The sequence below is a fragment of the Nocardioides pacificus genome (genome assembly GCF_054775955.1).
Genome location: NZ_BAAHCI010000015.1, coordinates 51599 through 74182 on the forward strand (window position 1 = coordinate 51599; position 22584 = coordinate 74182).

Genomic DNA, 22584 nt, shown 5'->3' on the forward strand with positions numbered 1-22584 from the left:
TTACGTTGTCGCCATGCCTCTGGACCCGGGCCTTGGTGCCCTCCTCGAACTCATGGCCTCCGCTGAGCGCCCCGCGATGCACGAGAGCACCCCCGAGGACGCGCGTGCGGCGTTCGGTGCGCTGTCGGCGATGACCGCCGCGCAGGAGGGCGTCATCGAGATGGCCTCCGTCGAGGACATCGCGATCCCCGGCCCTGCGGGCGACATCCCGGCCCGCGTCTATCGCCCCGCCGGCGAGGGGGCGCGCCCGACGGTCGTCTACCTGCACGGCGGCGGGTTCGTCATCGGCGACCTCGAGAGCCACGACCCCAGCTGTCGCCGGATCGCGCGCGACGCCGACGCGGTCGTGGTGGCCGTCGACTATCGGCTCGCTCCCGAGCACAGGTTCCCGGCCGCGCCCGAGGACGCGCTCGCCGCGGTCACCTGGGTGGCCGACCGGCTCGCCGACTTCGGCGGCGACCAGCGCCTCGGCGTCGCCGGCGACAGCGCCGGCGGCAACCTCGCGACCGGCGTCGCCCAGGTGCTGCCCGATCGGGTCACCGCGCAGCTGCTGATCTACCCCGTCACCGACATGCTCGGCGAGCACGCCTCCCGGGTGGAGAACGCCGAGGGCTACTTCCTCGACTCCGCGACCATGCAGTGGTTCGGGATCCAGTACGCCAGCCCCGGCATCGACCCGCTCGACCCGCGCCTGTCGCCGCTGCACGCGAAGTCGCTGGCCGGTCTGCCGCCCGCCGTCGTGGTCACGGCCGAGTTCGACCCGCTGCGCGACGAGGGCGAGCTCTACGCCGCCAAGCTCGCCGAGGCCGGCGTACACGTCGACCAGGTCCGCTATGACGGGATGATCCACGGGTTCGCCGAGATGGGGATCTTCAGCCCGGCCGCGGCCGATGCGGTGGCGGACTACATCGGGCGGTTCAAGAAGGTGCTCCACCGCTGACCCGTCAGAAACTTCGCGTGACCCGTCAGAAGATCTCGGTGACCCGTCAGAAACTCTCGCAGCTGTGGATATGTTGCGCCGGGTTGCGCGAAGTTGGCGCCGGGTCGCGGGGATTTGCCGACGGGCGGCTAGAGGAGGGCTCGGGTTTGCTGTGAGACCGGGGCGGTGAGCATGCCGACCCAGCCGTCGACGTAGTTGTTGAGCTGCGCCTCGCTGATCGCGCGGCCGCTGCGGGCCTCCTCGCCGAGCAGGTTGAGCACGGAGTTGTAAAGCTGGAACGTGCGCCCCCGACGGATCCGCGGCGGCAGGTCGGCGAGCGCGGCGTCCAGCACCTGCTCGACCCCGGCGACGCCCCACGGCTGCACGTCGGCCGGCCAGTACGCCGTGTTGGCACGCGTGTTCTCGCTCAGCCGGGCCAGGAACGGCACGTACATCTCGCCCGCCCGGATGCTCGCGATCAGCGGGCGCACCACCAGCCAGACCATCGCGCGCAGGTCGCCCGCGGTCTCGTCGGCGCGCATCTCCGCCAGGACCGCCGCGCGGCGCTCGTCGAGGCCGCCGTGGCGGTGCCGGACCAGCGCCTGGACCAGGCCGTCCTTCGAGCCGAAGTGATAGGTGATCACCGACGAGTTCGACTGGCCCGCCTCGAGCTGGATCTCGCGCACGCTCACGCCCTCGATCCCGCGCAGCGCGAAGAGCCGCTCGGCGGTCTCCATCAGCAGCAGCCGCGTCGACTCGCCGGTCGCGTGCCGGCGCTTGGTGGGGGCGGGGGATCCGGGCGTCATCGGCGGCCCCCTCTCGTCGTACGGCGTGTGTGGTCGGCGTGGTGCCGGCGGTTCCCGGCAGCCGGGCTTCCTAATGACTATGTCTTAGGAAGCGGGTACTGTCGAGCCGTTCCCGCCCCGATCCAAGGAGTACGCACGTGACGCTCGACGACAAGCTGGCCGGCAAGACGATCGCCGTACTCGGCGGCACCGGACCCCAGGGCCGCGGCCTCGCGCGCCGCTTCGCCGCCGCCGGCGTGCCCGTCGTGATCGGCAGCCGCAGCGCCGAGCGCGCCTCCGAGACGGCCGCGACGCTGGTCGAGGCCGTCGGCGGCACGGTCACCGGCGCGGACAACGCGGGAGCCGCCGCCGCGGGCGACATCGTGATCGTCGCGGTCCCGTGGGAGGGCCACGGCGACCTGCTGAAGGAGTTGGCGTCGGCGCTGGCCGGCAAGATCGTCGTCGACTGCGTGAACCCGATGGGCTTCGACAAGCAGGGCGCCTTCGCGCTGCCCGTCGAGGAGGGGTCGGCTGCGATGCAGGCCCGCGCGCTGCTGCCCGACTCGATCGTGACCGCGGCCTTCCACCACGTGTCCGCGGTGCTGCTCGAGGACCCCGAGGTCACCTCGATGGACACCGACGTGCTGGTCCTCGGCGACGACCGCGAGGCCACCGACACCGTGCAGGCGCTGGTCGACGTGATCCCCGGGATGCGCGGCATCTTCGGCGGCCGGCTGCGCAACGCCCACCAGGTCGAGGCGCTGACGTGCAACCTGATCTCGGTCAACCGTCGCTACAAGTCGCACGCCGGCGTGCGCATCACGGACGTCTGATGCTGACCTCCGCGATGTACCCGGCCTACCCCGCCCCCTCGGACAACGCCGTACGCCTCTTCGAGGAGATGCGCCGGTTCGTCGCCGAGGAGGTGCTGCCCGCCGAGGCGTCGTACGACGAGTATCGCCGCCACGTCGGCCACGACGACCACACGCTCCCGCCGGTGGTGGAGGAGCTGAAGGCCAAGGCCCGCGAGCGGGGGCTGTGGAACCTCTTCCTGCCCTCGGAGTCCGGGCTGACGCAGCTGGAGTACGCCCCCATCGCGGAGCTGTCCGGCTGGTCGATCGAGATCGCGCCGGAGGCGATCAACTGCCAGGCGCCCGACACCGGCAACATGGAGCTGCTGCACCTGATCGGCACGCCCGAGCAGCAGGCGCAGTGGCTCACGCCGCTGCTGAACGGCGAGATCCGCTCGGCGTTCGCGATGACCGAGCCCGGCGTCGCGTCGTCGGATGCGACCAACATCGAGACGCGGATCGAGCGCGACGGCGACGAGTACGTCATCAACGGGCGCAAGTGGTGGACCTCCGGTGCGGCCGACCCGCGCTGCAAGGTGCTGATCGTGATGGGCAAGACCGATCCCGAGGCCCCGCGGCACCGCCAGCAGTCGATGGTGATCGTCCCCGTCGACACTCCCGGCGTGGACATCCAGCGCTCGCTGACGGTGATGGGCCACCAGGACCAGCACGGGCACTGCATCGTGGAGTTCACCGACGTACGGGTGCCGGTGTCGAACATCCTCGGCGAGGAGGGCGGCGGGTTCGCGGCCGCGCAGATGCGGCTCGGCCCGGGCCGGATCCACCACGTGATGCGCGCCCTCGGCGCCGGCGAGCGGGCGCTGGCGCTGATGGTGAAGCGCACCCAGGAGCGGGTCGCGTTCGGCAAGCCGCTGGCCGACCAGTCGGGGGTGCGCGAGCGGATCGCGGAGTCGCGCATCGAGCTCGAGCAGGCCCGCGCGATCTGCCACCGGGCGGCGTACGTCATCGACTCCGAGGGCAACAAGGCGGCCCGGCACCTGATCTCGGCGGCCAAGGTCGCCGTGCCCCGCGCCGTACTGTCGGTGATCGATCGGGCGATCCAGGTCCACGGCGGCGCGGGCGTCTCGGACGAGACCGTGCTGGCGGGGCTCTACGGCTGGATCCGTGCGATGCGGATCTTCGACGGCCCCGACGAGGTGCACCTGGTGACGCTCGGCCGCGCCGAGCTGGGCGCCGAGCCCCTCTTCAACCTCTAGCCGCCGACCCGTCAGAAACTTCAGCTGACCCGGCAGAAGATCTCGCTGACCCGGCGGAAGATACTCACCTGTGGATATCTTCCGCCGGGTCGGCTGGATTTAGGGACGGGTCGCGGGGATCTTCTGACGGGTCAGCGCTAGGGCGGTGAGTGCGGCTGCGGCCATGATCGAGGCTGCCGTCCAGAGGGCCGCTTCCAGGCCCTGCTCGTCTGCCTCGGTGGTCGAGGCCAGGGCCATCACGGTCACGCCGAGCGTGGTGCCGATGGACATGCCGAGGTAGCGCAGCACCTGGTTGAACGACAGCGCGCTCGCCGTCTCCGCCTGCGGCACGTGGCGCACGATCACGCCCGGCATGCTGGCGAACGTCCCGCCGCTGCCCAGCCCCGCGAGCGCCATCCACACCAGCACCAGCCACACGTGGCCGTGCCACAGCGCCATCCCGCTGGCCGCGACGACGTACAGCAGACAGCCGATCGGCAGCACCAGCTCCGGGGCCATCCGGCGGCCGACCGCCAGGGAGACGCGGCTGCCCAGGACGCTCATCAGCGAGTAGGGCACCAGCACCAGAGCGGCAATGCTCACCGGCTGCCCGAGCCCCCAGTCGTCGGACTGCATGAGGACCACGGACAGCGTGAGGATCATGTACATGCCGACGCCGCCGGCCAGCCCGGTCGCGTGCGCGGCCACCACACCGCGGCGCAGCGCGAGGCGCAGGTCGACCAGGGGGTACGGCGTGCGCAGCGCGTGGGCGACCCAGCCGACGAGTGCGACGAGGCCGAGGGCGGCGGTGGCGAGCGTGGTGACGGACGACCAGCCCCAGGTGCCGCCCTGGCTGACGGCGAGCAGGACGGCGGCGGTGCCGGAGCCGAGGAGGACCGCCCCCGTCCAGTCGACGGGGGTCGCCTCCGCGTCGGTGACCGGCGGGAGGAACGCGACCGCGGCGGCGAGCGTCAGGGCACACAGGACGAGGCCGAACCAGAACGCGCCCTGGATGCCGCCGACCTGGGCCACGAGTCCGGTGACCGGGTAGCCGAGCCCCGCGCCCGCCACCGTCGTCACCGACAGCAGCGCGACTGCGCCGGGGAGGCGGGGGCCGCGGATGCCGTCGCGGGCCGCGGCGATCGCGAGCGGGGTCAGCGCCAGGCCGACGCCCTGCAGGGTGCGCCCGGCGAGCAGGGCCGCGAAGCCGAGGGGGAGGGCGGCGAGCAGGAGGCCGAGCAGGACGACGCCGAGGCCGGCGAGGACTACGCGGCGGCGATGGCGGCCGCTGCCGAGACGGCCCAGCACCGGGGTGGAGACCGCGCCCATCAGCATCGTCGCGGTCAGCGTCCACTGCGCGTCGTGCAGGGAGACGCCGTGCTCCTCCGCGATGACCGGGACCAACGGGGCGCCGAGGCTGCTGACGACCGCGGTGACCGTGGTGAGGAGGGCGAGGGTGGTGAGGAGCCAGGGTTGGGGGTGGGGCTGGGGCTCTTGGGGGGTGGGAGCGGCGGGGATGGCGGGTCCTTCGGGGGTTCGGTGGGGCATCCGCAGGTTACGCCGTGCCCGGCAGCGACCGTTCAGAAGGAAGACACGCCCCTCGGGACCAGCCCTGAGCGGGGGCCACGGCGAGTTTTCCTTCTGAACGGTCGCTTGTGGATGACGTCAGCGGCGTTCCGTCCGTTTCGGCAGGCTGAGGCCGTGTCAGTTGGTGCTGAGGCCCTCGAGTGGGAGGACGAGATCCTTGCCCTGGACCCTGTCGATGCGCTCATCCGACTGGGGGGCGTCGCGACGCGGCAGCGGCTGCTGAGACTGACCACCATCCGCCGCGTGCGGACAGCGGTGGGCCGCGGTGACATCAAGCGCCTCACCCGCAACCGCTACGGGCTGCCGGACATCGACCGAGCCCTGCAGAAGGCCGGAGAGCTGCATGGGGTCGTGTCCCACCTGAGTGCCGCGCAGCACCACGAGTGGGGACTCGCCTTCCGTCCATCGATGCCGTGGGTGACCGTGCCGCGCAATGCGGCGCGCAAGAGTCGGCGCGGCGTGCACCTCCACTACGCCGACCTCGACGGCGAGACCGGGCTCGTCACCTCCAAGCTCCGCACCGTCGTCGACTGCGCCCGGACGCTGCCGTTCGCGCCGGCGCTGGCCGTGGCCGACTCGGCGCTGCGCAGCGGCGACGTCGACCCGCACTCGCTCGTGCGTGCCGCCGAGCAGGTGCGCGGGAAGGGGGCCGGTGCGGCGCGACGGGTTGCTTCCGCAGCCGATGCGCGCGCGGCCAACGCGTTCGAGTCCGTGCTGCGTGCGCTGGCGATCGAGGCTGGGCTGAGCGTCGTGCCGCAGCACCCGGTCTCGGCCGGAGGGCGGATGCTGCACCCGGACCTCGTCGACGCCGGCCGGCGCCTGGTCCTCGAGGCCGACTCCTGGGAGTTCCACACCGGCAAGGAGGCGCACGAGCGGGACTGCTGGCGCTACAACGCGCTGGTGTTGGAGGGGTGGACCGTGCTGCGGTTCACCTGGCAGCAGGTGATGTTGGACCCGGACTATGTGCTGGCGTGTCTGCGGGCGGTGACGGGGCGGTAGGTCTCGACGTCGGTTGCTGCGCAACCTGCTCGACCAGCGACCTCGACCAGCGACCTCGACCAGCGACCTCGACCAGCGACCTCGACCAGCGACCTCGACCAGCGACCCCGGCCGGCGCCGCAGCGCTTCCTCGCCTGAGGCCGCCTGTCCCTTCACGACCAGGCACTCACACCGTCACCGACAGCCCACCGTCCACGACCACCGTCGTGCCGGTGACATAGCTCGAGGCCGGGCTGGCCAGGAACAGCAGCGCACCGTCGAGCTCCTCCTGGCGGCCGAAGCGCGGGATCAGCGCGTGGCGCGCCACCATGTCCTGCAGGGCCGCCTCCCCGTCCGTCGTCATCTCGCTGGCGAAGTAGCCCGGCGCCAGGGCGTTGACCCGGATGCCGCGCCGCTGCGTCCACTGCTGCGCGAGGTCGCGGGTCAGGCCCAGCACGCCGGCCTTGCTCGCGGCGTACGCCGCCTGCGGGAAGCGCGACGCCCGCAGCCCGTGCACGCTGGACACGTTGACGATGGCGCTGCCCGGCTGCATCACCCGGCCGCAGGCCTGCGCCATCCAGTAGGTGCCGTGCAGGTTGGTGTCGACGACGCCGCGGAAGTGCTCCGGCGTCTCCTTGAGAGCCGTCACCGCGCCGCCGACCCCGGCGCAGTTGACCAGCACGTCCACCGACCCGAAGCGCGCCATAGCGGCCTCGACGAGGGTGGCGCAGGCGTCGGGCGAGGTCACGTCGGTGGCGTGCACCAGCACCTCGGTGCCCTGCCCCTCGAGCTCGGCCGCCAGGTCAGCGAGCCGGTCGGCGCGCCGCGCGGCGAGCACGACCCGCGCTCCCACGGCGCCGAGCGCTCGGGCGAAGCCGCTGCCGAGGCCGGAGCTGGCGCCGGTGACCACGACCGTCCGGCCGTCCAGGCGGAACGCGTCGAGCGGGCTCATGACCCGCCGCCGGGCAGGACCAGGATCTTGCCGATCGTGCCTCGTTCGCCCAGCCACGTCAGCGCGGTGGGCGCGTCCTCGAAGGCCACCTCGCCGCCGATGAGCGGATCGATCCGGCCCGCCTCCCACAGGGCGAGCAGCTCGGCGTGCACCTGCGCGGCGTACGACGGCTCGTGGCGCGCGTAGAGCCCGTAGTGCAGGCCGACGATGCTGTAGTTCTTGATGAGCGGGTGGTTGACCGCCACCTCCGGGATCCGCCCGCCCGCGAAGCCCACCACGACGATGCGTCCCTCGAACGCGATGCACTTGCGGCTGCGGTCGAAGACGTCGCCCCCGACCGAGTCATAGATGACGTCGGCGCCTCGCCCGTCGGTGGCGTCCTTCACGGCCGCGACGAAGTCGTCGGCGAGGTAGTCCACCACGACGTCGGCGCCCAGCTCGCGGCAGATCTCCGCCTTGTCGGGCCCGCCCGCCGTCGCGATGACCGTAGCGCCGGCCGCCTTGCCGAGCTGGATCGCGGCGCTCCCGACCCCTCCTGCTCCCGCATGCACGAGCAGGGTCTCGCCCGCCCGCAGACCGGCCCGTCGGTGCAGGCCCGCCCAGCCGGTCTGGTACGTCGTGAGCATGGCCGCCGCGGTGACGGGCGACATCGCCTCGGGGACGGAGAGGACGGCCGGGGCGGGCACCGTCACGAGATCGGCGAGCGCGCCGTGGGGGAGGCGGGGCGCGAGCAGGACGCGCTCGCCGTCGCGCTCCCCGCCGACGACGCGCCCGCAGGCCTCCAGCCCGGGCGTGAACGGCAGCTCGGGACGCTCCTGGTAGACGCCGCGGCACAGCAGCAGGTCGGGGAAGTTCAGCGCCGCGGCCTCCACCCGGACCAGCAGCTCGTCAGGACCGGCCACCGGGTCGGCGACCTCGGCCAGGTGCATCACGTCGACGGGCTCGCCGGCGGCTCGGATCTGCCATGCACGCATCTAGGTCTCCTGAGGTCGAAGGCTCGGGTCAGTGGTGGGTGAACACCGGATCGCGCCGCTCCTGGAACGCCGCGACGCCCTCGGCGAAGTCGGCGGTGCCTGCCAGCACCGTCTGTCCTTCCGCCTCGCGGCTGAGTGCGCCCTCCAGCTCGGCCAGGCTGGCGGCGTTGATCGCGTCCTTGGTCAGGGCGTAGGCGCGGGTGGGCCCCTGCGCGAGCCGGGCGGCGAGCGCCCGCCCCTCCTCCTGCAGGCGGTCGTCGTCGGTCACGCCTGCGACGAGTCCCCAGGCCAGGGCGTCGGCGGCGGGAACCTTCTCGGCGAGCAGCGCCATCCGCAGCGCCCGGGCCCGCCCGGCCGAGGCGGCGACCAGCGCGGTCGCCCCGCCGTCGGGCATCAGCCCGATCTTCGTGAACGCGAGCATCAGGTAGGACGAGGAGCCCATCAGCACCAGGTCGCAGGCCAGGGCCAGCGAGCAGCCGACGCCGGCCGCCGGACCGTGGACCATCGCCACCACGGGGACCGGGGCGCCGCGCAGCGCACGCACCGCGGCGTTGGCCGCGTCGACCGACACCTCCTCGTCGGTGTCGCTGAGGTCGGCCCCGGAGCAGAAGCCCCTTCCCGCGCCGGACAGCGTGACCGCCCGGACGCCGCCCTGGGCGCTCACCCGCTGCAGGGTCGCGGTGATCTCCTCGAGCAGCTCGGTGGTGACGGCGTTGAGCTTGTCCGGACGGTTCAGCTGCAGGTGGAGGACGCCGTCGACGAGCTCCTGGCCCAGGCCCTGGGGGGACAGGTCCATCTCAGCTCACCGCCGCGGCTTCGTCGCGGACCAGGTCGCGCAGCGGCGTCTTGAGGATCTTGCCCGAGGCGTTGCGCGGCATCTCGCCGAGCACCACCACCCGCGTCGGCTTCTTGTACGACGCGAGCCGGGTCGCGCAGAACGCGATCAGCTCCTCCTCGGTCGGCGCGTCCGCGGGGTCGTGCGGCACCACCACGGCGACCGGGGTCTCGCCCCACTTGGGGTGGGGGCTGCCCACGAGGGCGACCTCGCGCACCTTCGGGTGGTCGGCGACGACGGCCTCGACCTCGGCGCTGTAGATGTTCTCACCGCCGGAGATGATCATGTCCTTGAGCCGGTCGACGACGTAGAAGAAGCCCTCCTCGTCGACGCGGACCAGGTCGCCGGAGTGGAACCAGCCTCCGCGGAAGGCCTCGGCGGTGGCCCGCGGGTTGTCCCAGTAGCCGCGCATCGTCTGCGGACCGCGATAGACGATCTCCCCGATCTCGCCGGGTGCGACGTCGTTCATCTCCGCGTCGACGACGCGCACCGAGACCAGTGGCACCGGCTTGCCGATGGAGCCGATCTTGCGGATCGCGTCCTCGCCGGGCAGCACGGTGGTGATCGGCGACATCTCGGTCTGGCCGAACGTGCACACGTTGGGGACGCCGGGGAAGGCCGCCTCCATCGCTCGCAGCACGGCGGGCGTCGCGGGCGCCGCGCCCCAGGCCATGCTCCGCAGCCGGATGTCGCGCTGCGGGATCGTCGGGCTGGCCGAGACCGCCTGCCACTGGGTGGGGACCAGGAACGCGCTGGTCGCCCCCTCCGACTCGACGAGGTCGAGGAAGGACTCGGGGTCGAACGCGCCGGTGGGCGTGATGACGGTGGTGAAGCCGAGCACCAGCTGGGGCACCAGCGCGCCCACGGCGGCGATGTGGAACAGCGGGGAGGTGACCAGGCCGATCTCGTCGTCGCGGAAGAGCCGGAACGCCTGGACGAGCGTGATCGTCTGGCCCAGCAGGTTCTGGTAGGTCAGCATCGCCCCCTTGGGCAGGCCCGTCGTGCCGGAGGTGTACATGATCAGCGCCAGCGTGTCGACGTTGTCCGGGCCGCTCGCGGCGTGCCGCTCCGCGGAGGCGAGGGAGTCCTCGTAGAGCTCGGCGCCCGGCCCGGCCGGGGCCACGTCGGCACCGACGACCAGGCAGGGCAGGCCGCCCGCGCGGGCCTCGCGCACGCCGGCGACGAGCGGGGCCAGGGCCTCCTCGACCACGACCGCGCGTGACCCGGAGTTCTCCGCGAGGAAGGCCACCTCGCTCGCCACGAGCCGGAAGTTCACCGGTACGGCGATCGCGCCGAGCCGGTTGATCGCGACCAGGGCCTCGACGAACTCGGGCCGGTTGGTGAGGAGGACCAGCACCCGGTCACCGGCGCCGACGCCGCGCTGCTCCAGCACGGTCGAGAGTCGGCGGGTCCGGTCGTCGAGCTCGGCCCAGGTGGTGGTGGCCCCCCGGAACCGGATCGCGGCCCGGTCGGGCTGGGACTGGGCGTGCTTGGTGACCTGGTGGACCCAGGTGAGGGGCTGGCTGGGGTGGCCGGTCATGTGGTCGGTCACGGTGGTGGTGTCCATGGGTCTCCCTCTCGATGTGGACGGGCTGTCTCAACGGCCGGCGGAGCGCGGGTCGTCGTCGACCTCGTCGGACAGGTACTTCGGGTTGGCGACCGCGAGCCGGTCCCCGGTGATCGTGCGCAGCGCGTCGAGCAGGCGCTCGTCCGCGGGATCGAGGTCACGGGTGCGGATGCGCCGCGCGAGGTCCTCCTCGTCGGCGGCGCCCAGCTCGGCGAGCCGGTGCTGGAAGCGCTCCTCGCCGCCGGGGCCGAGCGCGAGCTCGCGCTCCAGGGTGCGCAGCAGGTTGGCGGCGACCCGGGCGTGGAAGGAGAGGCCGGGCTCGGTCGCCGGCATCACGTCGTGCTCGAGGAACTCGCGCACGGCCACGACGATCTCGCTGGCGTCGGGATAGGTGTGCAGCATCAGCGGGTCCCTCCCGGGATCGCGATCGGGGCCGGTGCGGCGGACGAGGGGCCCGAGTGGGCCGACGAGGCCGGGACCCGGCCGTGCAGCATGTTCAGCAGGTCGTACTCCTGCTCGGCGACCCGGCGCCCGATGGCAGCGAGCTCGACCGAGCGCGTGGTGCCGGCGAAGTGCCGCCCCGCCTGCACCAGGCAGCCGACCCCCCACGACAGGGTTCCGGCGACCTGCCACCAGTGGACGACGTCCGGATCGGGTCGGTGACCGCTCACGGCCTCGTAGGCGTCGAACAGCTGGGCGAAGTCGCCCACCCCCGCCACCGGCCGGGGCCCGCCGAAGCGCCACGCGCGGATGCAGAGGTAGCCCAGGTCCTCCATCGGGTCGCCGACGTGGACGAGCTCCCAGTCCAGCACCGCCGCGAGCCCGGCCTCGTCGACGATGACGTTGCCCAGCCGGAAGTCGCCGTGCACCAGCACGGGAGCGCCCGTCACCGGCGGTCGGTGGTCCTCCAGCCAGCGCAGCGCCAGGTCGAGAACGGGGCGCGCGACCCCCGTCGCGTCGTACCTCGCGCGCAGGTCCTCGAGGGTGTCGATGTGGGGGATCAGCGGCACCTCGCTGAGCGGGACCTGGTGGATGCGGGCCGCGGCGGCCCCGAGGTCGGCGGCGAGCACGTCGCGCGCCCCGGCGTAGCGGTCGTCGCGCAGGATCCGCCGGGCGATGGTCTCGCCCGGCACGAACGTCATCAGCAGGTACGGCGCGCCGAGCGGGCCGGGGTCGGCGGAGAAGTCGATGAGGTCCGGTCCGGGGACGCCGTGGCGCCGGGCCGCGGCGAGCGCGGCGGCCTCGCGCGACATCTCCTCGGGGCGGGGCTCCGAGGGCGGGTCGCGCCGCAGGATCAGCTGTCGGTGTCCTCCGTCGGGGGCGTCCACCTCGAAGGTCCAGGTCTGGCGACTGGCTCCGCCGGAGACCCGGCGCAGCCCCTGCAGGGTGCACCCGGGGTCGAAGAGCCTCTCGACCAGGGGGGCGAGCTTGCCCTCGAGGGCAGCCTGCTCGTCCACGGCGTCTCCTTTCGCTGGGCCCGAGATCCGCGACCCGCTGTTCGTCAAGCAATGAGCGAACGGTCGCTCGTGACTCTAAACGATTCTCGGACAGGGATGAGTGAAGTCGCTCACACCTTTTCGCGTCAAGTCATTGACGAAAGCCGGTTGGAGTGTGTTTGCTTTCAAGCGATCGCTCGGTAATCAGTGAACGTCGTCGCTGGCACAAGACCGGGCGCTACCCCTGGAGGCTGACCATGAACCACCGTCTTTCCCTGCTCGCCGTCACCTGCGCAGCCCTGCTCCTCTCCGGCTGCGGGGGCCGGGACGATTCCACGGGCGCCAGCGGGGACTGCTCCCCGGGCATCACCGACGACACGATCAAGATCGGCACGAGCATCCCGATGTCGGGTGCCGCCGCCGTGTACGGCGCGATCGCCCGCGCCACCGAGGGCTACTTCGAGGACCTCAACGCCGAGGGCGGCGTCGAGATGGGCGACGGGAAGACGCGCAAGATCGAGTACAAGGCCATCGACGACGCCTACGACCCCGCCCGCACCGTGAGCAACACCCGCACGCTGGTCGAGCAGGACCAGGTGTTCGCGATGATGAACGTGCTCGGCACGTCCCCCAACCTCGCCATCAGCGACTTCGTCGCCGGCGCCGGGGTGCCCAACCTCTTCGCGATGACCGGCACCGACGAGTTCCTCGACCAGGACGAGAACTGGACGATGGGCTTCCTGCCCCAGTACGAGTTCGAGGCGCAGGCGATGGCGAACTACGTCCTGGACAAGAACCCGCAGGCCAAGGTCGCCGTGCTCTACCAGAACGACGGCTTCGGCAAGGGGATGCTGGAGAACTTCGAGGAGCAGTTCGAGGGCACCGACGTCGAGATCGTCGCCTCGCAGGCCTACGAGCAGTCCGGCGGCACCGCCGACTCCCAGGTCGTCAACCTCGCCAAGTCGGGGGCCGACGTCTGGCTCAACTACGCCACGGGCACGTTCATGACCCAGTCGCTGAAGAAGGCCGACGAGATCGGCTGGGAGCCGCTGAAGATGATCACCTCGGGCACCAACCACGCGAAGAACATCATGCAACCGGCGGGAGCCGGCGCGATGGACGCGGTCTCCTTCACCTGGCTCAAGGACGTGTCGGACCCGGGGTGGAACGACGACGAGGGCATGCAGGCCTGGAAGGCCTTCGCCGAGAAGCACAGCGGCGACGTCGAGGCCGCGGACTCCACCGCCGCCAACGGCTACACCACGGCGCAGCTGATGGTCTCGGTGCTGGAGGAGATGGACGGCTGCACGCGCGACGACATGCTCGAAGCGGCTCAGAGCATGTCGGACGTCCAGCCCGACCTCTACCTGCCCGAGGTGAAGGCCTCCACCACCGAGGACTATCCCTTCTTCACGAGCCAGGTCCAGATGATGACCTTCGACGGCACCACCTGGCAGCTCGAGGGCGACGTCCTCGAGCGGGAGTGACGGCGATGACCCCGGCGGCGACGTCCTCGAGGAGCAGCGTGGCCGCCGGCCAGCCCTTCCTCTCGGTCCGCGACGTGCGCCTGCGCTTCGGCGGGGTGGTGGCCCTCGACGGGCCGTCGTTCGACCTGGCCAAGGGCGAGGTCTGCGGCCTGATCGGTCCCAACGGGGCGGGCAAGACCACGCTGTTCAACTGCATCAGCCGGCTCTACGAGCCCGACTCCGGCGAGATCACGCTGGCAGGGACCGACCTGCTGTCCCTGCGCACCGAGCAGATCGCCTCGGTCGGCATCGCCCGCACCTTCCAGAACCTCGGGCTCTTCGGCTCCATGACCGTCCTGGAGAACGTGCTGGCCGGCGGCTACCACCGCACCCGTTCAGGGATGGTGGCCACCGGGCTCGGCTGGCTGGGCGTGGCCCGCGAGGAGCGCAGGGAGGTGACCCGGGCCCGCGAGCTGATCGAGGACCTCGACCTCACGCCGGTGGCCGGCTCCCTCGCCGCAGGACTGCCCTACGGCACGCTCAAGCGGGTCGAGCTGGCGCGGGCGCTGATGGCGGAGCCGGAGCTGCTCATGCTCGACGAGCCGGCCAACGGCCTCATCCACTCCGAGGTCATCGAGCTGGCCGACACCATCCGTCGGCTCTGCGACGAGCGCGGACTCTCCGTGCTCCTCGTGGAGCACCACATGGCGATGGTGATGCGCACCTCCGACCAGGTCGTGGTGCTCAACCTCGGACGCAAGATCGCGGACGGCCCGCCCGTTGAGGTGCGGGCCCACCCCGAGGTCATCGAGGCCTACCTGGGAGGGGCGGCATGAGTCTGCTCGAGGTCGACCAGCTGGTCGCCGGCTACGGCCCCGTCCGGGTCCTGCACCAGGTGAGCCTGAACGTGGAGCAGGGTGAGGTGTCGGTCGTGCTGGGCGCCAACGGCGCCGGCAAGACGACCCTGCTGCGGGCGCTGTCGGGGATCATCAAGGGCAGCGGCCGGGTCACCTTCGACGGCCACGAGCTGCTGGGCCGCTCCAGTGAGAAGATCGCGGCACTGGGCATCGCCCACGTGCCGCAGGGGCGCGGCACGTTCAGCGACATGACCGTCGAGGAGAACCTCCGCATCGGCGCCCACCTGCGACGAGACCGCGAGGAGCGGGCCCAGATCGAGCACTGGTACTCGATCTTCCCCCGCCTCGGTGACCGCGCCGCCCAGCAGGCCGGCAGCCTGAGCGGTGGGGAGCAGCAGATGCTCGCGATCGCGCGGGCCCTGATGTTCTCCCCCCGGCTGCTGCTGCTCGACGAGCCGTCGCTGGGCCTGGCGCCCAACACCACCCGCTCGCTGTTCGACTCACTCGGACAGATCAACCGCGAGACCGGGACGGCGATCCTCGTCGTCGAGCAGAACGCCCACCTCGCCCTCGACATCGGCAGCACGGCCGTCCTGCTCGAGGCGGGCGAGGTCGTGTCCGCCGGCCGGGCCGAGGACCTGCGCAACAACGAAGAGATCCGCCGTGCCTATCTCGGCTACTAGGGAGCAATGATGGAGCTGCTGCTGCAACAACTGCTCGACGGCGTCGCGTCCGGGGCGCTGTACGGCGCGCTGGCACTGAGCGTCGTACTCGTCTATCGCGCGTCGGGGATCGTCAACTTCGCCCAGGGGGAGATGGCGATGTTCGCCGCCTTCCTCACCTGGCAGGCCTGGACCTGGGGCGTCCCACTGGTCTTCGCGATCCTGATCTCGATGGCCATCGCCTTCGCCTTCGGCGCCGTGGTCGAGCGGATGCTGATCCGTCCCTTCGGCACGACCGCGTCGGCGCACCTGTCGCTGATCATCGTCACGCTCGGGCTGATGCTGGTGCTGACCAGCGGCGCGGGCTGGATCTGGGGCTACCTCACCAAGGAGGTGCCGCCGGCCTTCGGCGAGGGCGCCGTCGATCTCGGGACCGCCGCGATGTCGCGGCAGGCGCTGGGCATCGTGGCAGCGGTGGCGGTCGTCGCCGCGGTCCTCTACTGGCTGTTCCAGCACACCCGGCTCGGGCTCAACATGCGGGCCGCGGCCAGCAACCCCGAGTCCGCGAGGCTGTCGGGGATCCCCGTGGGCCGGATGCTGATGCTCGGCTGGGGTCTGGCCGGCGCCATCGGCGCGCTGGTCGGAGCGCTCGCCGCGCCGCAGCTCTTCCTGCAGCCCAACATGATGGCCGCGATGCTGCTCTACGCCTTCGCCGCGGCGACGCTGGGCGGCTTCGACAGCCCCGTGGGGGCGCTCGTCGGCGGACTGATCGTCGGCGTGCTGGAGAACCTCGCCGGCACCTACGTCGACTTCATCGGCAACGACTTCAAGCAGGCGGTGGCGCTGATCATCATCATGGCGGTGCTGCTGCTCAAGCCGGAGGGTCTCTTCGGATCGAGGACGGTGGCACGCGTATGAGCATGGTCAGGACAGGTGCCCCGAGCGGAGTCCGGGCATGGACGAGCAGGCTGCTCGCCCTGCGCGAGTCGCAGGCGGTGCTGGACGCGCCGATCTGGTTGCGCGCGGCGGTCTTCGTCGCCGTCGCCGGTGCCGCGGCACTGGTGCCGTTCAACTCGGCGCCCTACGTGAACTTCGACCTCAGCATGGTGATGATCTACGCCGTCGTCGGCATGGGACTCAACCTGCTGACCGGATTCAACGGGCAGATCTCGCTCGGGCACAGTGCCTTCTTCGCCACCGGCGCCTACGTGGCGGCGGTGCTGATCCAGGAGGGCTGGCACTACCTCGCGGTGCTGCCGGTGGCGGTCGTGGCGACCTTCGTGCTCGGCTACCTCTTCGGGCTGCCCGCGCTGCGCCTGCAGGGCCTGCAGCTCGCCCTGGTCACGCTCGCGCTGGCGATCGTCACGCCGGCCGCCATCAAGCGGCTCGACGACTTCACCCAGGGGCAGGAGGGGATCTCGCTCTACACCGCGGAGCCGCCCGAGTGGACGGGTCTGGAGCGGGACCAGTGGGTGTACCTGCTGTGCCTCGCCGCCGTCCTGGTGGCGTGGATCCTGACCCGCCGGCTGGCGACGGGACGCATCGGCCGCTCCCTCGTCGCAGTGCGAGACAACGAGACCGTGGCCCGGACCCTCGGGGTGCGCAGCTCGCGGACCAAGACGGCCGTGTTCGCGATCTCGGCGGCCTACACCGGGGTCGGGGGCGTGCTCTACGTGTACGTCGTGCAGTTCGTCGGCCCGGACTCGTTCGGTCTGGTGATGGCGATCGCGTTCATCTCGCTGATCGTGGTGGGCGGGCTCGGAACGCTCAGCGGGGCGGTCTTCGGGGCCTTCTTCATCACCTACGTCCCCGAGTGGACCGCGGACGTCAACGCATCGGCGGCCGGCCTGGTCTACGGCGTCTCGCTGATCCTCTTCATGTTCGTGATGCCCTTCGGCATCGCCGGGCTGGCCCGGGCCGGGCTACGGCCGGTCGTGGAGCGGATCCCCGGCAAGCGTGGCCCGCTGAGCAGCCGCTCGGCCGGTCCGAGCCTCACCAAGTCCGTCCCCCCGTTGGCCACGGCCGACAAGTCCTAGAGGAGATCCCATGAACAGCGCCGTGATCGTCGACATCGTCCGCACCGCCTCAGGCAAGGGCAAGCCCGGCGGCGCACTGTCGGGGGTGCACCCAGCCGACCTGCTGGCCACCACCCTGCAGGCGCTCGTCGAGCGCAACGGACTGGACCCGGCGCTGGTCGACGACGTGATCGCCGGCTGCGTGGGTCAGGTCGGGGACCAGGCGCTGAACGTCGCTCGCACCGCGCTGCTGGTGGCCGGCTTCCCGGAGTCCGTGCCCGGCACCAGCATCGACCGGCAGTGCGGCTCCAGCCAGCAGGCCGCGCACTTCGCCGCCCAGGGCGTGATGGCCGGCGCCTACGACATCGCGATCGCCTGTGGCGTGGAGTCGATGAGCCGGGTTCCGATGGGGATGAGCGCCCAGGGCGGCGACGCCCACGGCCCGCTGGCGGCGCGCTATCCCGAGGGGTTGGCGCACCAGGGGATCGGCGCGGAGCTGATCGCCGCTCGCTGGAAGCTCACCCGTGAGGACCTCGACGCCTACTCCGCGACCTCCCACCAGCGGGCCGCGACCACCGCGGCCGGCGGGGGCTTCGACTCCCAGATCGTGCCGGTGACGCTGCCGGACGGCTCGGTGCACACCGTCGACGAGACCGTGCGCGCCTCCACCACCGCCGAAGGGCTCGCCGGGCTGCGCCCGGCGTTCCAGGACCCGGGCTTCTCCGAGCGGTTCCCCGAGATCGACTGGGTGATCACCCCGGGGAACTCCTCGCCGCTGACCGACGGGGCGTCGGCCGCGCTGATCATGAGCGAGGAGAAGGCGGCCGCCCTGGGACTGACCCCACGGGCGCGGTTCCACACGTTCGCGGTGACCGGGTCGGACCCGCTGCTGATGCTGACCGGCGTCATCCCGGCCACCCGCAAGGCGCTCGAGCGCTCGGGGCTGTCGATCGACGACATCGACGCCTACGAGGTCAACGAGGCGTTCGCGCCGGTCCCGCTGGCCTGGGCCCAGGAGCTCGACGCCGACCCCGCCAAGCTCAACGCCTGCGGCGGCGCGATCGCCCTGGGGCACCCGCTCGGCGGGTCCGGCACCCGGCTGATGGCCACCATGCTGCACCACCTCGAGGCCACCGGTGGGCGCTACGGCCTGCAGACGATGTGCGAGGGCGGCGGCATGGCCAACGCCACGATCATCGAGCGGCTCTGATCCCGTGGAGGACATCTCCCTGTCAGACATCTCCTTGGCCGTCAGCGACGGCATCGCGACGATCCTGCTGAACCGGCCCGCCTCGCTCAACGCCTTCACCGACCGGATGGAGGTCGAGATGCTGGCGGCGCTCGACGCGTGCGACCGCGACGACGACGTCCGGGCGGTGGTGATCACCGGAGCCGGTCGCGCGTTCTGCGCCGGGATGGACCTCAGCGCCGGGGCCGCGGCCTTCGACGAGTGGGGAGGCGAGGCACCCGTAGGGGAGGCCGCGACCCCGCGCCGCGACGGCGGCGGCCGCGTCGTGCTGCGGATGTTCGAGATGGACAAGCCGCTGATCGCGGCCATCAACGGTCCGGCCGTGGGCGTCGGCATCACCCTCACGCTGGCCGCCGACATCCGCCTCGCCGCGGACGACGCCAAGATGGGCTTCGTCTTCAACCGGCGCGGACTGGTCCCGGAGTCGTGCTCGTCGTGGTTCCTCCCGCGGGTCGTCCCCATGCAGCGTGCCCTGGAGTGGGTGTTCACCGGCCGGGTGTTCCCTGCCAGCGAGGCCCTGGCCGCCGGCCTGGTGCGCAGCCTGCACCCGCGTGACGAGCTGCTCGACGTCGCCTACGGCCTGGCGCGCGAGATCGCGGACAACACCGCGCCGGTCTCGGTGGCGCTCTCGCGCCAGATGCTGTGGCGGATGTGGGGCGCCGAGCACCCGATGGCCGCCCACGAGATCGAGACCCACGCCCTGGCGGTCCGCGGCACCAGCGACGACGCGGCCGAGGGGATCTCCGCCTTCCTGGAGAAGCGGCCCGCGCGCTTCCCGCTGACCGTCTCCGCCGACCTCCCCGACCTGTTCGCCGGCCGCCCGGCTCCGTCGTACCAGCCGCCCGTGGTCAGCCCGGCCACCCGCACCCGACCTGAGGAGCAGTCATGAGGCGTGGCCTCTACACCGACGACCACGAGTCCTTCCGCGGCGTCGTCGCCGAGTTCGTGGCGCGCGAGGTCGCGCCCCACGTGGAGCGGTGGGACGAGGAGGGGCTGATCGACCGCAGCGTCTGGCTGGCCGCCGGCAAGCAGGGGATCATCGGCCTCTCCACGCCGACCGAGTACGGCGGAGCCGGTGTGGGCGCGGACTACCGCTACCGCGCGGTGGTCCTCGAGGAGCTCGCGAAGGTGCACGCCGCCTCGCTCACGTCGGGCTTCTCGCTCCAGGACGACATCGCGATCCCCTACCTCGTCTCGCTGGGCACCGAGGAGCAGAAGCAGCGCTGGCTGCCGCGGATGTGTGCCGGGGAGCTGATCGGCGCGATCGCGATGACCGAGCCCGGCACCGGCAGCGACCTGCAGGGCATCCGCACCAGCGGCACCCGCGTCGAGGGCGGCTGGGTGGTCAACGGGGCCAAGACCTTCATCACCAACGGCATCCACTCCGACCTGGTCGTCGTCGTCGTGCGCACCGATCCCGACGCCGGGTCGCGGGGCTTCAGCCTGCTGGTCGTCGAGCGCGAGATGGCCGGCTTCTCCCGCGGCCGCAAGCTCAAGAAGATCGGCCTGCCCTCCCAGGACACCGCGGAGCTGGTCTTCGAGGACGTCTTCGTGCCCGACGCGAACCTGCTCGGAGTCGAGGGCGGCGGCCTGCGCCAGCTGATGTCGCACCTGCCGCTGGAGCGGCTCTCCATCGCTGTCGGGTCGGTGGCCGCCTCCGAGGCGGTGCTCGCCACGACGCTGGACTACACCCAGCAGCGCCAGGCGTTCGGACAGCCGGTCGCCGACTTCCAGAACACCCGCTTCCGGCTCGCGGACCTCTCCACCGAGCTCGACGTCACCCGGGCCTTCGTCGACAAGGCGCTGCTCGCCTACAACGAGGGCGACCTCGGTGCCGTCGACGCGGCCAAGGCCAAGCTCTGGGCCACCGAGGTGCAGGGCCGTCTCGTCGACCAGTGCCTGCAGCTGCACGGGGGCTACGGCTACATGCTGGAGTACCCCGTCGCGCGGGCCTTCCAGGACGCCCGGGTCCAGCGGATCTACGGCGGCACCAACGAGATCATGCGCCACATCATCGGCCGCGACATCGTGGGCCGGCGCTGATGGGCGCCGCGACCGGGCACGAGGCGCCGGCCCGGGTCAGTTGCACGGTCGCCGACGGCGTCGCCCAGGTGCGGCTGACCCGTCCGGACAAGATGAACGCGCTGGACCCGGCGATGTTCGAGGCGCTGGTCGCCACGGGCACCTCCCTGATCGGACGCGACGACGTCCGCGCGGTGGTGCTCAGCGGCGAGGGGCGGGCGTTCTGCGCCGGTCTCGACCTGGAGCAGTTCGCACTGATGGCCCAGGGGGCCGGGCAGACCGCTGCGGGCGAGCGCCCGACGCTGCCGCGGCGTGAGCCACTCGGGGCCGCCGAGGCGCTGGCCCAGCAGGCCGTCCACGTCTGGTCGCTCGTCGAGGCGCCGGTGATCGCCGCCGTGCACGGCGTCGCGCTCGGTGGAGGGCTGCAGCTGGCGCTGGGCGCCGACCTCCGGATCGTGGCGCCGGACGCCAAGCTCGCGCTGATGGAGGTCCAGTGGGGTCTCGTGCCGGACATGATGGGCACCCAGCTGCTGCCCGAGCTGGTCGGTCGCGACCGGGCGCTGGAGCTGGCGCTGACCGGGCGACGCGTGTCGGGGGAGGAGGCCGTCCAGCTTGGCCTGGCCACCCGGGTCGCCGACGAGCCGCTGGCCGCCGCGACCGCCCTCGCCGGCGAGATCGCCGGGCACAGCGGCGCGGCAACGCGCGGGATCAAGCGGCTCGTCGGCCTGGCCGGGCGGGTCGACCTCGCCGCCGGCCTGGCGGCCGAGCAGGAGGTGATCGCCTCCCTGATCGGGACCGACGAGCAGGCGGCGGTGGTCAACCGCCGCCTGCACGACCGCGGCTAGGCGTGCGCCTTGCGGCGGCCCATGAAGCCGAACAGCGTGCCGGCGACCTTGCGGATCTGGATCTCCTCGGCGCCCTCGGTGATGCGGTAGCGGCGGTGGTGGCGGTAGATGTGCTCGAAGGGCTGGTTGCGCGAGTAGCCCTCCCCACCGAAGACCTGCATCGCGCGGTCCGCGGCCTCGCAGACCAGCCGGTTGGCGCGGAAGTTGGCCATCGAGACGAACTCGCTGACCTCGGTGGGGTCGCCGGCCCGGTCCAGGGTCCAGGCGGCCTTGCGCACCAGGCCGCGCACCATCTCGGCCTCGGTGTGCAGCTCGACCAGCGGCCACTGGACCGCCTGGCGCTTCGCCAGCGGCTCGCCGAAGGTGACCCGGGTGCGAGCCCGCTCGACGGCGCGGTCGATGCAGTACTGCGCGGCGCCCAGGCTCGAGGCCGCCTGGCGGATCCGGTTCTCGTGCAGGAAGTGCTGGGCGATCATCAGCCCGCTGTCCTCCTCCCCGAGGATGGCGGAGTGCGGGACCCGGACCCCGCGGACGGCCACGTTGGCGTGGTCGGTCGGCATGTTGAAGGTCCAGTCATAGCTGGTGACCTCGAGGCCCGGCGTGTCCATCGGCACCACGAACGCCGTGATCCCCCGCGCGTCGCCGTCCTTGCCACTGGTGCGGGCGAAGACCACGTCGTGGGTGGCGTGGTGGACGCCGGAGTTCCACCGCTTGGCGCCGTCGATGACCCACTCGTCGCCGTCGCGGACCGCCTTGGTCTCCATCCAGGTGGCGTCGCTGCCGTGGTCGGGCTCGGTGAGCGCGAAGGCGACCATGACGTCGCCGGTGATCATGCCCTCGAGCAGCTCCTCGCGCTGCTCCGGCGTACCGAAGTCGCGGACGATGTGGACGAACGGCAGGTTGCCGACGATCGAGGACTCGTTCTGCAGGTCGTTGTGCAGGCCCAGGCCCCGGTGGGCGAGGTGCTCGCGCACGATGGCCAGCTCGAGGTTGGAGGCACCCCGGCCACCGAGGTCCTCGGGGAGTGCCCAGCGCAGGAAGCCGGCGTCGTCGGCACGGCGACGCATCTCGGCGAGCAGCTCCTCCCACGCCTTCGCCGGTGTGCCGCCTGCCTCCCAGTCGGTGCGGGCCCACTCCCGCCGATGGTCGAAGTACTGGATGTTCTCCTGCTCGAGGGGAGCGATGTCCTTCTCGATGAAGGCGTCGATCTCGTCCAGGAAGTCCTGGATCCCGTCGGGGAGCGCGAAGTCCATGGCGGTAGCCCTTCATTGCCGTGAGTGTTTAGTGATACAGAGTGAGCGCTAGGTTAGTAGTGGCGTGTCGGGCTTGTCTACGCTGAGAAGTGACCAGTTTCGACTGTTTGGCCAGAGTGAGCGATCGAGTCGCTA

22 protein-coding genes are annotated in these 22584 nt (G+C 71.8%); 13 read left to right on the forward strand and 9 right to left on the reverse strand.

Annotation, left to right across the window (positions count from 1 at the left end):
* The first annotated feature begins 13 nt into the window (after window positions 1-13).
* Window positions 14-940 carry an alpha/beta hydrolase gene (locus ACYU7L_RS18845; protein ID WP_460799969.1) on the forward strand — a complete coding sequence of 309 codons (927 nt, stop codon included), beginning with the start codon at window positions 14-16 and terminating at the stop codon, window positions 938-940.
* Window positions 941-1068: 128 nt separating this feature from the next.
* On the opposite strand, the gene ACYU7L_RS18850 is transcribed toward ACYU7L_RS18845, so the two are convergent.
* On the reverse strand, window positions 1069-1725 hold the full coding sequence (locus ACYU7L_RS18850; RefSeq protein ID WP_460799971.1) for a TetR/AcrR family transcriptional regulator: 657 nt from the start codon (window positions 1723-1725) through the stop codon (window positions 1069-1071).
* Between the two features lie 137 nt (window positions 1726-1862).
* Between ACYU7L_RS18850 and npdG the strand changes: the two genes are divergently transcribed.
* Together npdG and ACYU7L_RS18860 are read left to right on the forward strand one after the other, a co-directional pair.
* A complete protein-coding gene (gene npdG / locus ACYU7L_RS18855; RefSeq protein WP_460799973.1) occupies window positions 1863-2537 on the forward strand; it encodes an NADPH-dependent F420 reductase in 675 nt (224 codons plus the stop codon).
* A complete protein-coding gene (locus ACYU7L_RS18860) occupies window positions 2537-3772 on the forward strand; it encodes an acyl-CoA dehydrogenase family protein (protein WP_460799976.1) in 1236 nt (411 codons plus the stop codon). The genes npdG and ACYU7L_RS18860 overlap by 1 nt, the downstream gene beginning before the upstream one ends.
* Before the next feature lie 99 nt (window positions 3773-3871).
* Here the strand turns inward: ACYU7L_RS18860 and ACYU7L_RS18865 are convergent, their stop codons facing one another.
* Window positions 3872-5299 carry an MFS transporter gene (locus tag ACYU7L_RS18865; protein ID WP_460799978.1) on the reverse strand — a complete coding sequence of 476 codons (1428 nt, stop codon included), beginning with the start codon at window positions 5297-5299 and terminating at the stop codon, window positions 3872-3874.
* 153 nt (window positions 5300-5452) lie between these two features.
* Between ACYU7L_RS18865 and ACYU7L_RS18870 the strand changes: the two genes are divergently transcribed.
* Window positions 5453-6337, forward strand: coding sequence for a DUF559 domain-containing protein (locus tag ACYU7L_RS18870; protein WP_460799982.1), 885 nt, complete (start codon window positions 5453-5455; stop codon window positions 6335-6337).
* 166 nt (window positions 6338-6503) lie between these two features.
* Here the strand turns inward: ACYU7L_RS18870 and ACYU7L_RS18875 are convergent, their stop codons facing one another.
* From ACYU7L_RS18875 to ACYU7L_RS18900, 6 genes are read right to left on the reverse strand one after another with little or no spacing between them, the layout of a single operon-like run.
* Complete coding sequence (locus ACYU7L_RS18875) at window positions 6504-7268, reverse strand: SDR family NAD(P)-dependent oxidoreductase (RefSeq protein WP_460799984.1); 765 nt, start codon at window positions 7266-7268, stop codon at window positions 6504-6506.
* Window positions 7265-8242: an NADPH:quinone oxidoreductase family protein gene (locus ACYU7L_RS18880; protein WP_460799987.1), complete on the reverse strand. Its 978-nt coding sequence runs from the start codon at window positions 8240-8242 to the stop codon at window positions 7265-7267. Before ACYU7L_RS18880 ends, ACYU7L_RS18875 begins: the two co-directional genes overlap by 4 nt.
* 28 nt (window positions 8243-8270) lie before the next feature.
* Window positions 8271-9038 carry an enoyl-CoA hydratase gene (locus ACYU7L_RS18885; RefSeq protein WP_460799989.1) on the reverse strand — a complete coding sequence of 256 codons (768 nt, stop codon included), beginning with the start codon at window positions 9036-9038 and terminating at the stop codon, window positions 8271-8273.
* Between the two features lies 1 nt (window position 9039).
* On the reverse strand, window positions 9040-10644 hold the full coding sequence (locus ACYU7L_RS18890; RefSeq protein ID WP_460799991.1) for a long-chain-fatty-acid--CoA ligase: 1605 nt from the start codon (window positions 10642-10644) through the stop codon (window positions 9040-9042).
* 30 nt (window positions 10645-10674) lie between these two features.
* On the reverse strand, window positions 10675-11046 hold the full coding sequence (locus ACYU7L_RS18895) for a DUF6285 domain-containing protein (RefSeq protein ID WP_460799993.1): 372 nt from the start codon (window positions 11044-11046) through the stop codon (window positions 10675-10677).
* The gene (locus ACYU7L_RS18900; protein WP_460799995.1) at window positions 11046-12101 is read right to left on the reverse strand and encodes a phosphotransferase family protein; all 1056 of its coding nucleotides are present in this window, start codon (window positions 12099-12101) and stop codon (window positions 11046-11048) included. The genes ACYU7L_RS18895 and ACYU7L_RS18900 overlap by 1 nt, the downstream gene beginning before the upstream one ends.
* 236 nt (window positions 12102-12337) lie before the next feature.
* Here ACYU7L_RS18900 and ACYU7L_RS18905 point away from each other — a divergent pair, with 236 nt between their 5' ends.
* The 9 genes from ACYU7L_RS18905 to ACYU7L_RS18945 are packed head-to-tail and all read left to right on the forward strand — an operon-like array spanning window position 12338 to window position 21196.
* Window positions 12338-13567, forward strand: a complete 1230-nt coding sequence (locus tag ACYU7L_RS18905) for an ABC transporter substrate-binding protein (protein ID WP_460799997.1) — start codon at window positions 12338-12340, stop codon at window positions 13565-13567.
* A gap of 38 nt (window positions 13568-13605) precedes the next feature.
* Window positions 13606-14382: an ABC transporter ATP-binding protein gene (locus ACYU7L_RS18910; RefSeq protein WP_460799999.1), complete on the forward strand. Its 777-nt coding sequence runs from the start codon at window positions 13606-13608 to the stop codon at window positions 14380-14382.
* Complete coding sequence (locus tag ACYU7L_RS18915) at window positions 14379-15086, forward strand: ABC transporter ATP-binding protein (RefSeq protein WP_460800001.1); 708 nt, start codon at window positions 14379-14381, stop codon at window positions 15084-15086. Before ACYU7L_RS18910 ends, ACYU7L_RS18915 begins: the two co-directional genes overlap by 4 nt.
* A 9-nt stretch (window positions 15087-15095) precedes the next feature.
* Window positions 15096-15983 (forward strand): branched-chain amino acid ABC transporter permease, encoded by an 888-nt coding sequence (locus ACYU7L_RS18920; RefSeq protein WP_460800003.1) that lies wholly within the window; start codon window positions 15096-15098, stop codon window positions 15981-15983.
* 2 nt (window positions 15984-15985) lie between these two features.
* On the forward strand, window positions 15986-17101 hold the full coding sequence (locus ACYU7L_RS18925) for a branched-chain amino acid ABC transporter permease (RefSeq protein WP_460800005.1): 1116 nt from the start codon (window positions 15986-15988) through the stop codon (window positions 17099-17101).
* 10 nt (window positions 17102-17111) lie between these two features.
* Window positions 17112-18290: a thiolase family protein gene (locus ACYU7L_RS18930; protein WP_460800008.1), complete on the forward strand. Its 1179-nt coding sequence runs from the start codon at window positions 17112-17114 to the stop codon at window positions 18288-18290.
* A 4-nt stretch (window positions 18291-18294) separates the two neighbouring features.
* Entirely contained in the window at window positions 18295-19218 is a 924-nt protein-coding gene (locus tag ACYU7L_RS18935) for a crotonase/enoyl-CoA hydratase family protein (protein ID WP_460800010.1), read from the forward strand.
* Window positions 19215-20372 (forward strand): acyl-CoA dehydrogenase family protein, encoded by a 1158-nt coding sequence (locus ACYU7L_RS18940; protein ID WP_460800013.1) that lies wholly within the window; start codon window positions 19215-19217, stop codon window positions 20370-20372. Before ACYU7L_RS18935 ends, ACYU7L_RS18940 begins: the two co-directional genes overlap by 4 nt.
* Window positions 20372-21196, forward strand: coding sequence for a crotonase/enoyl-CoA hydratase family protein (locus tag ACYU7L_RS18945; protein WP_460800015.1), 825 nt, complete (start codon window positions 20372-20374; stop codon window positions 21194-21196). The genes ACYU7L_RS18940 and ACYU7L_RS18945 overlap by 1 nt, the downstream gene beginning before the upstream one ends.
* Here ACYU7L_RS18945 and ACYU7L_RS18950 read toward each other — a convergent pair.
* Window positions 21193-22449, reverse strand: coding sequence for an acyl-CoA dehydrogenase family protein (locus tag ACYU7L_RS18950; protein WP_460800017.1), 1257 nt, complete (start codon window positions 22447-22449; stop codon window positions 21193-21195). The two genes, ACYU7L_RS18945 and ACYU7L_RS18950, sit on opposite strands and share 4 nt — an antisense overlap.
* Between the last annotated feature and the right edge of the window lie 135 nt (window positions 22450-22584).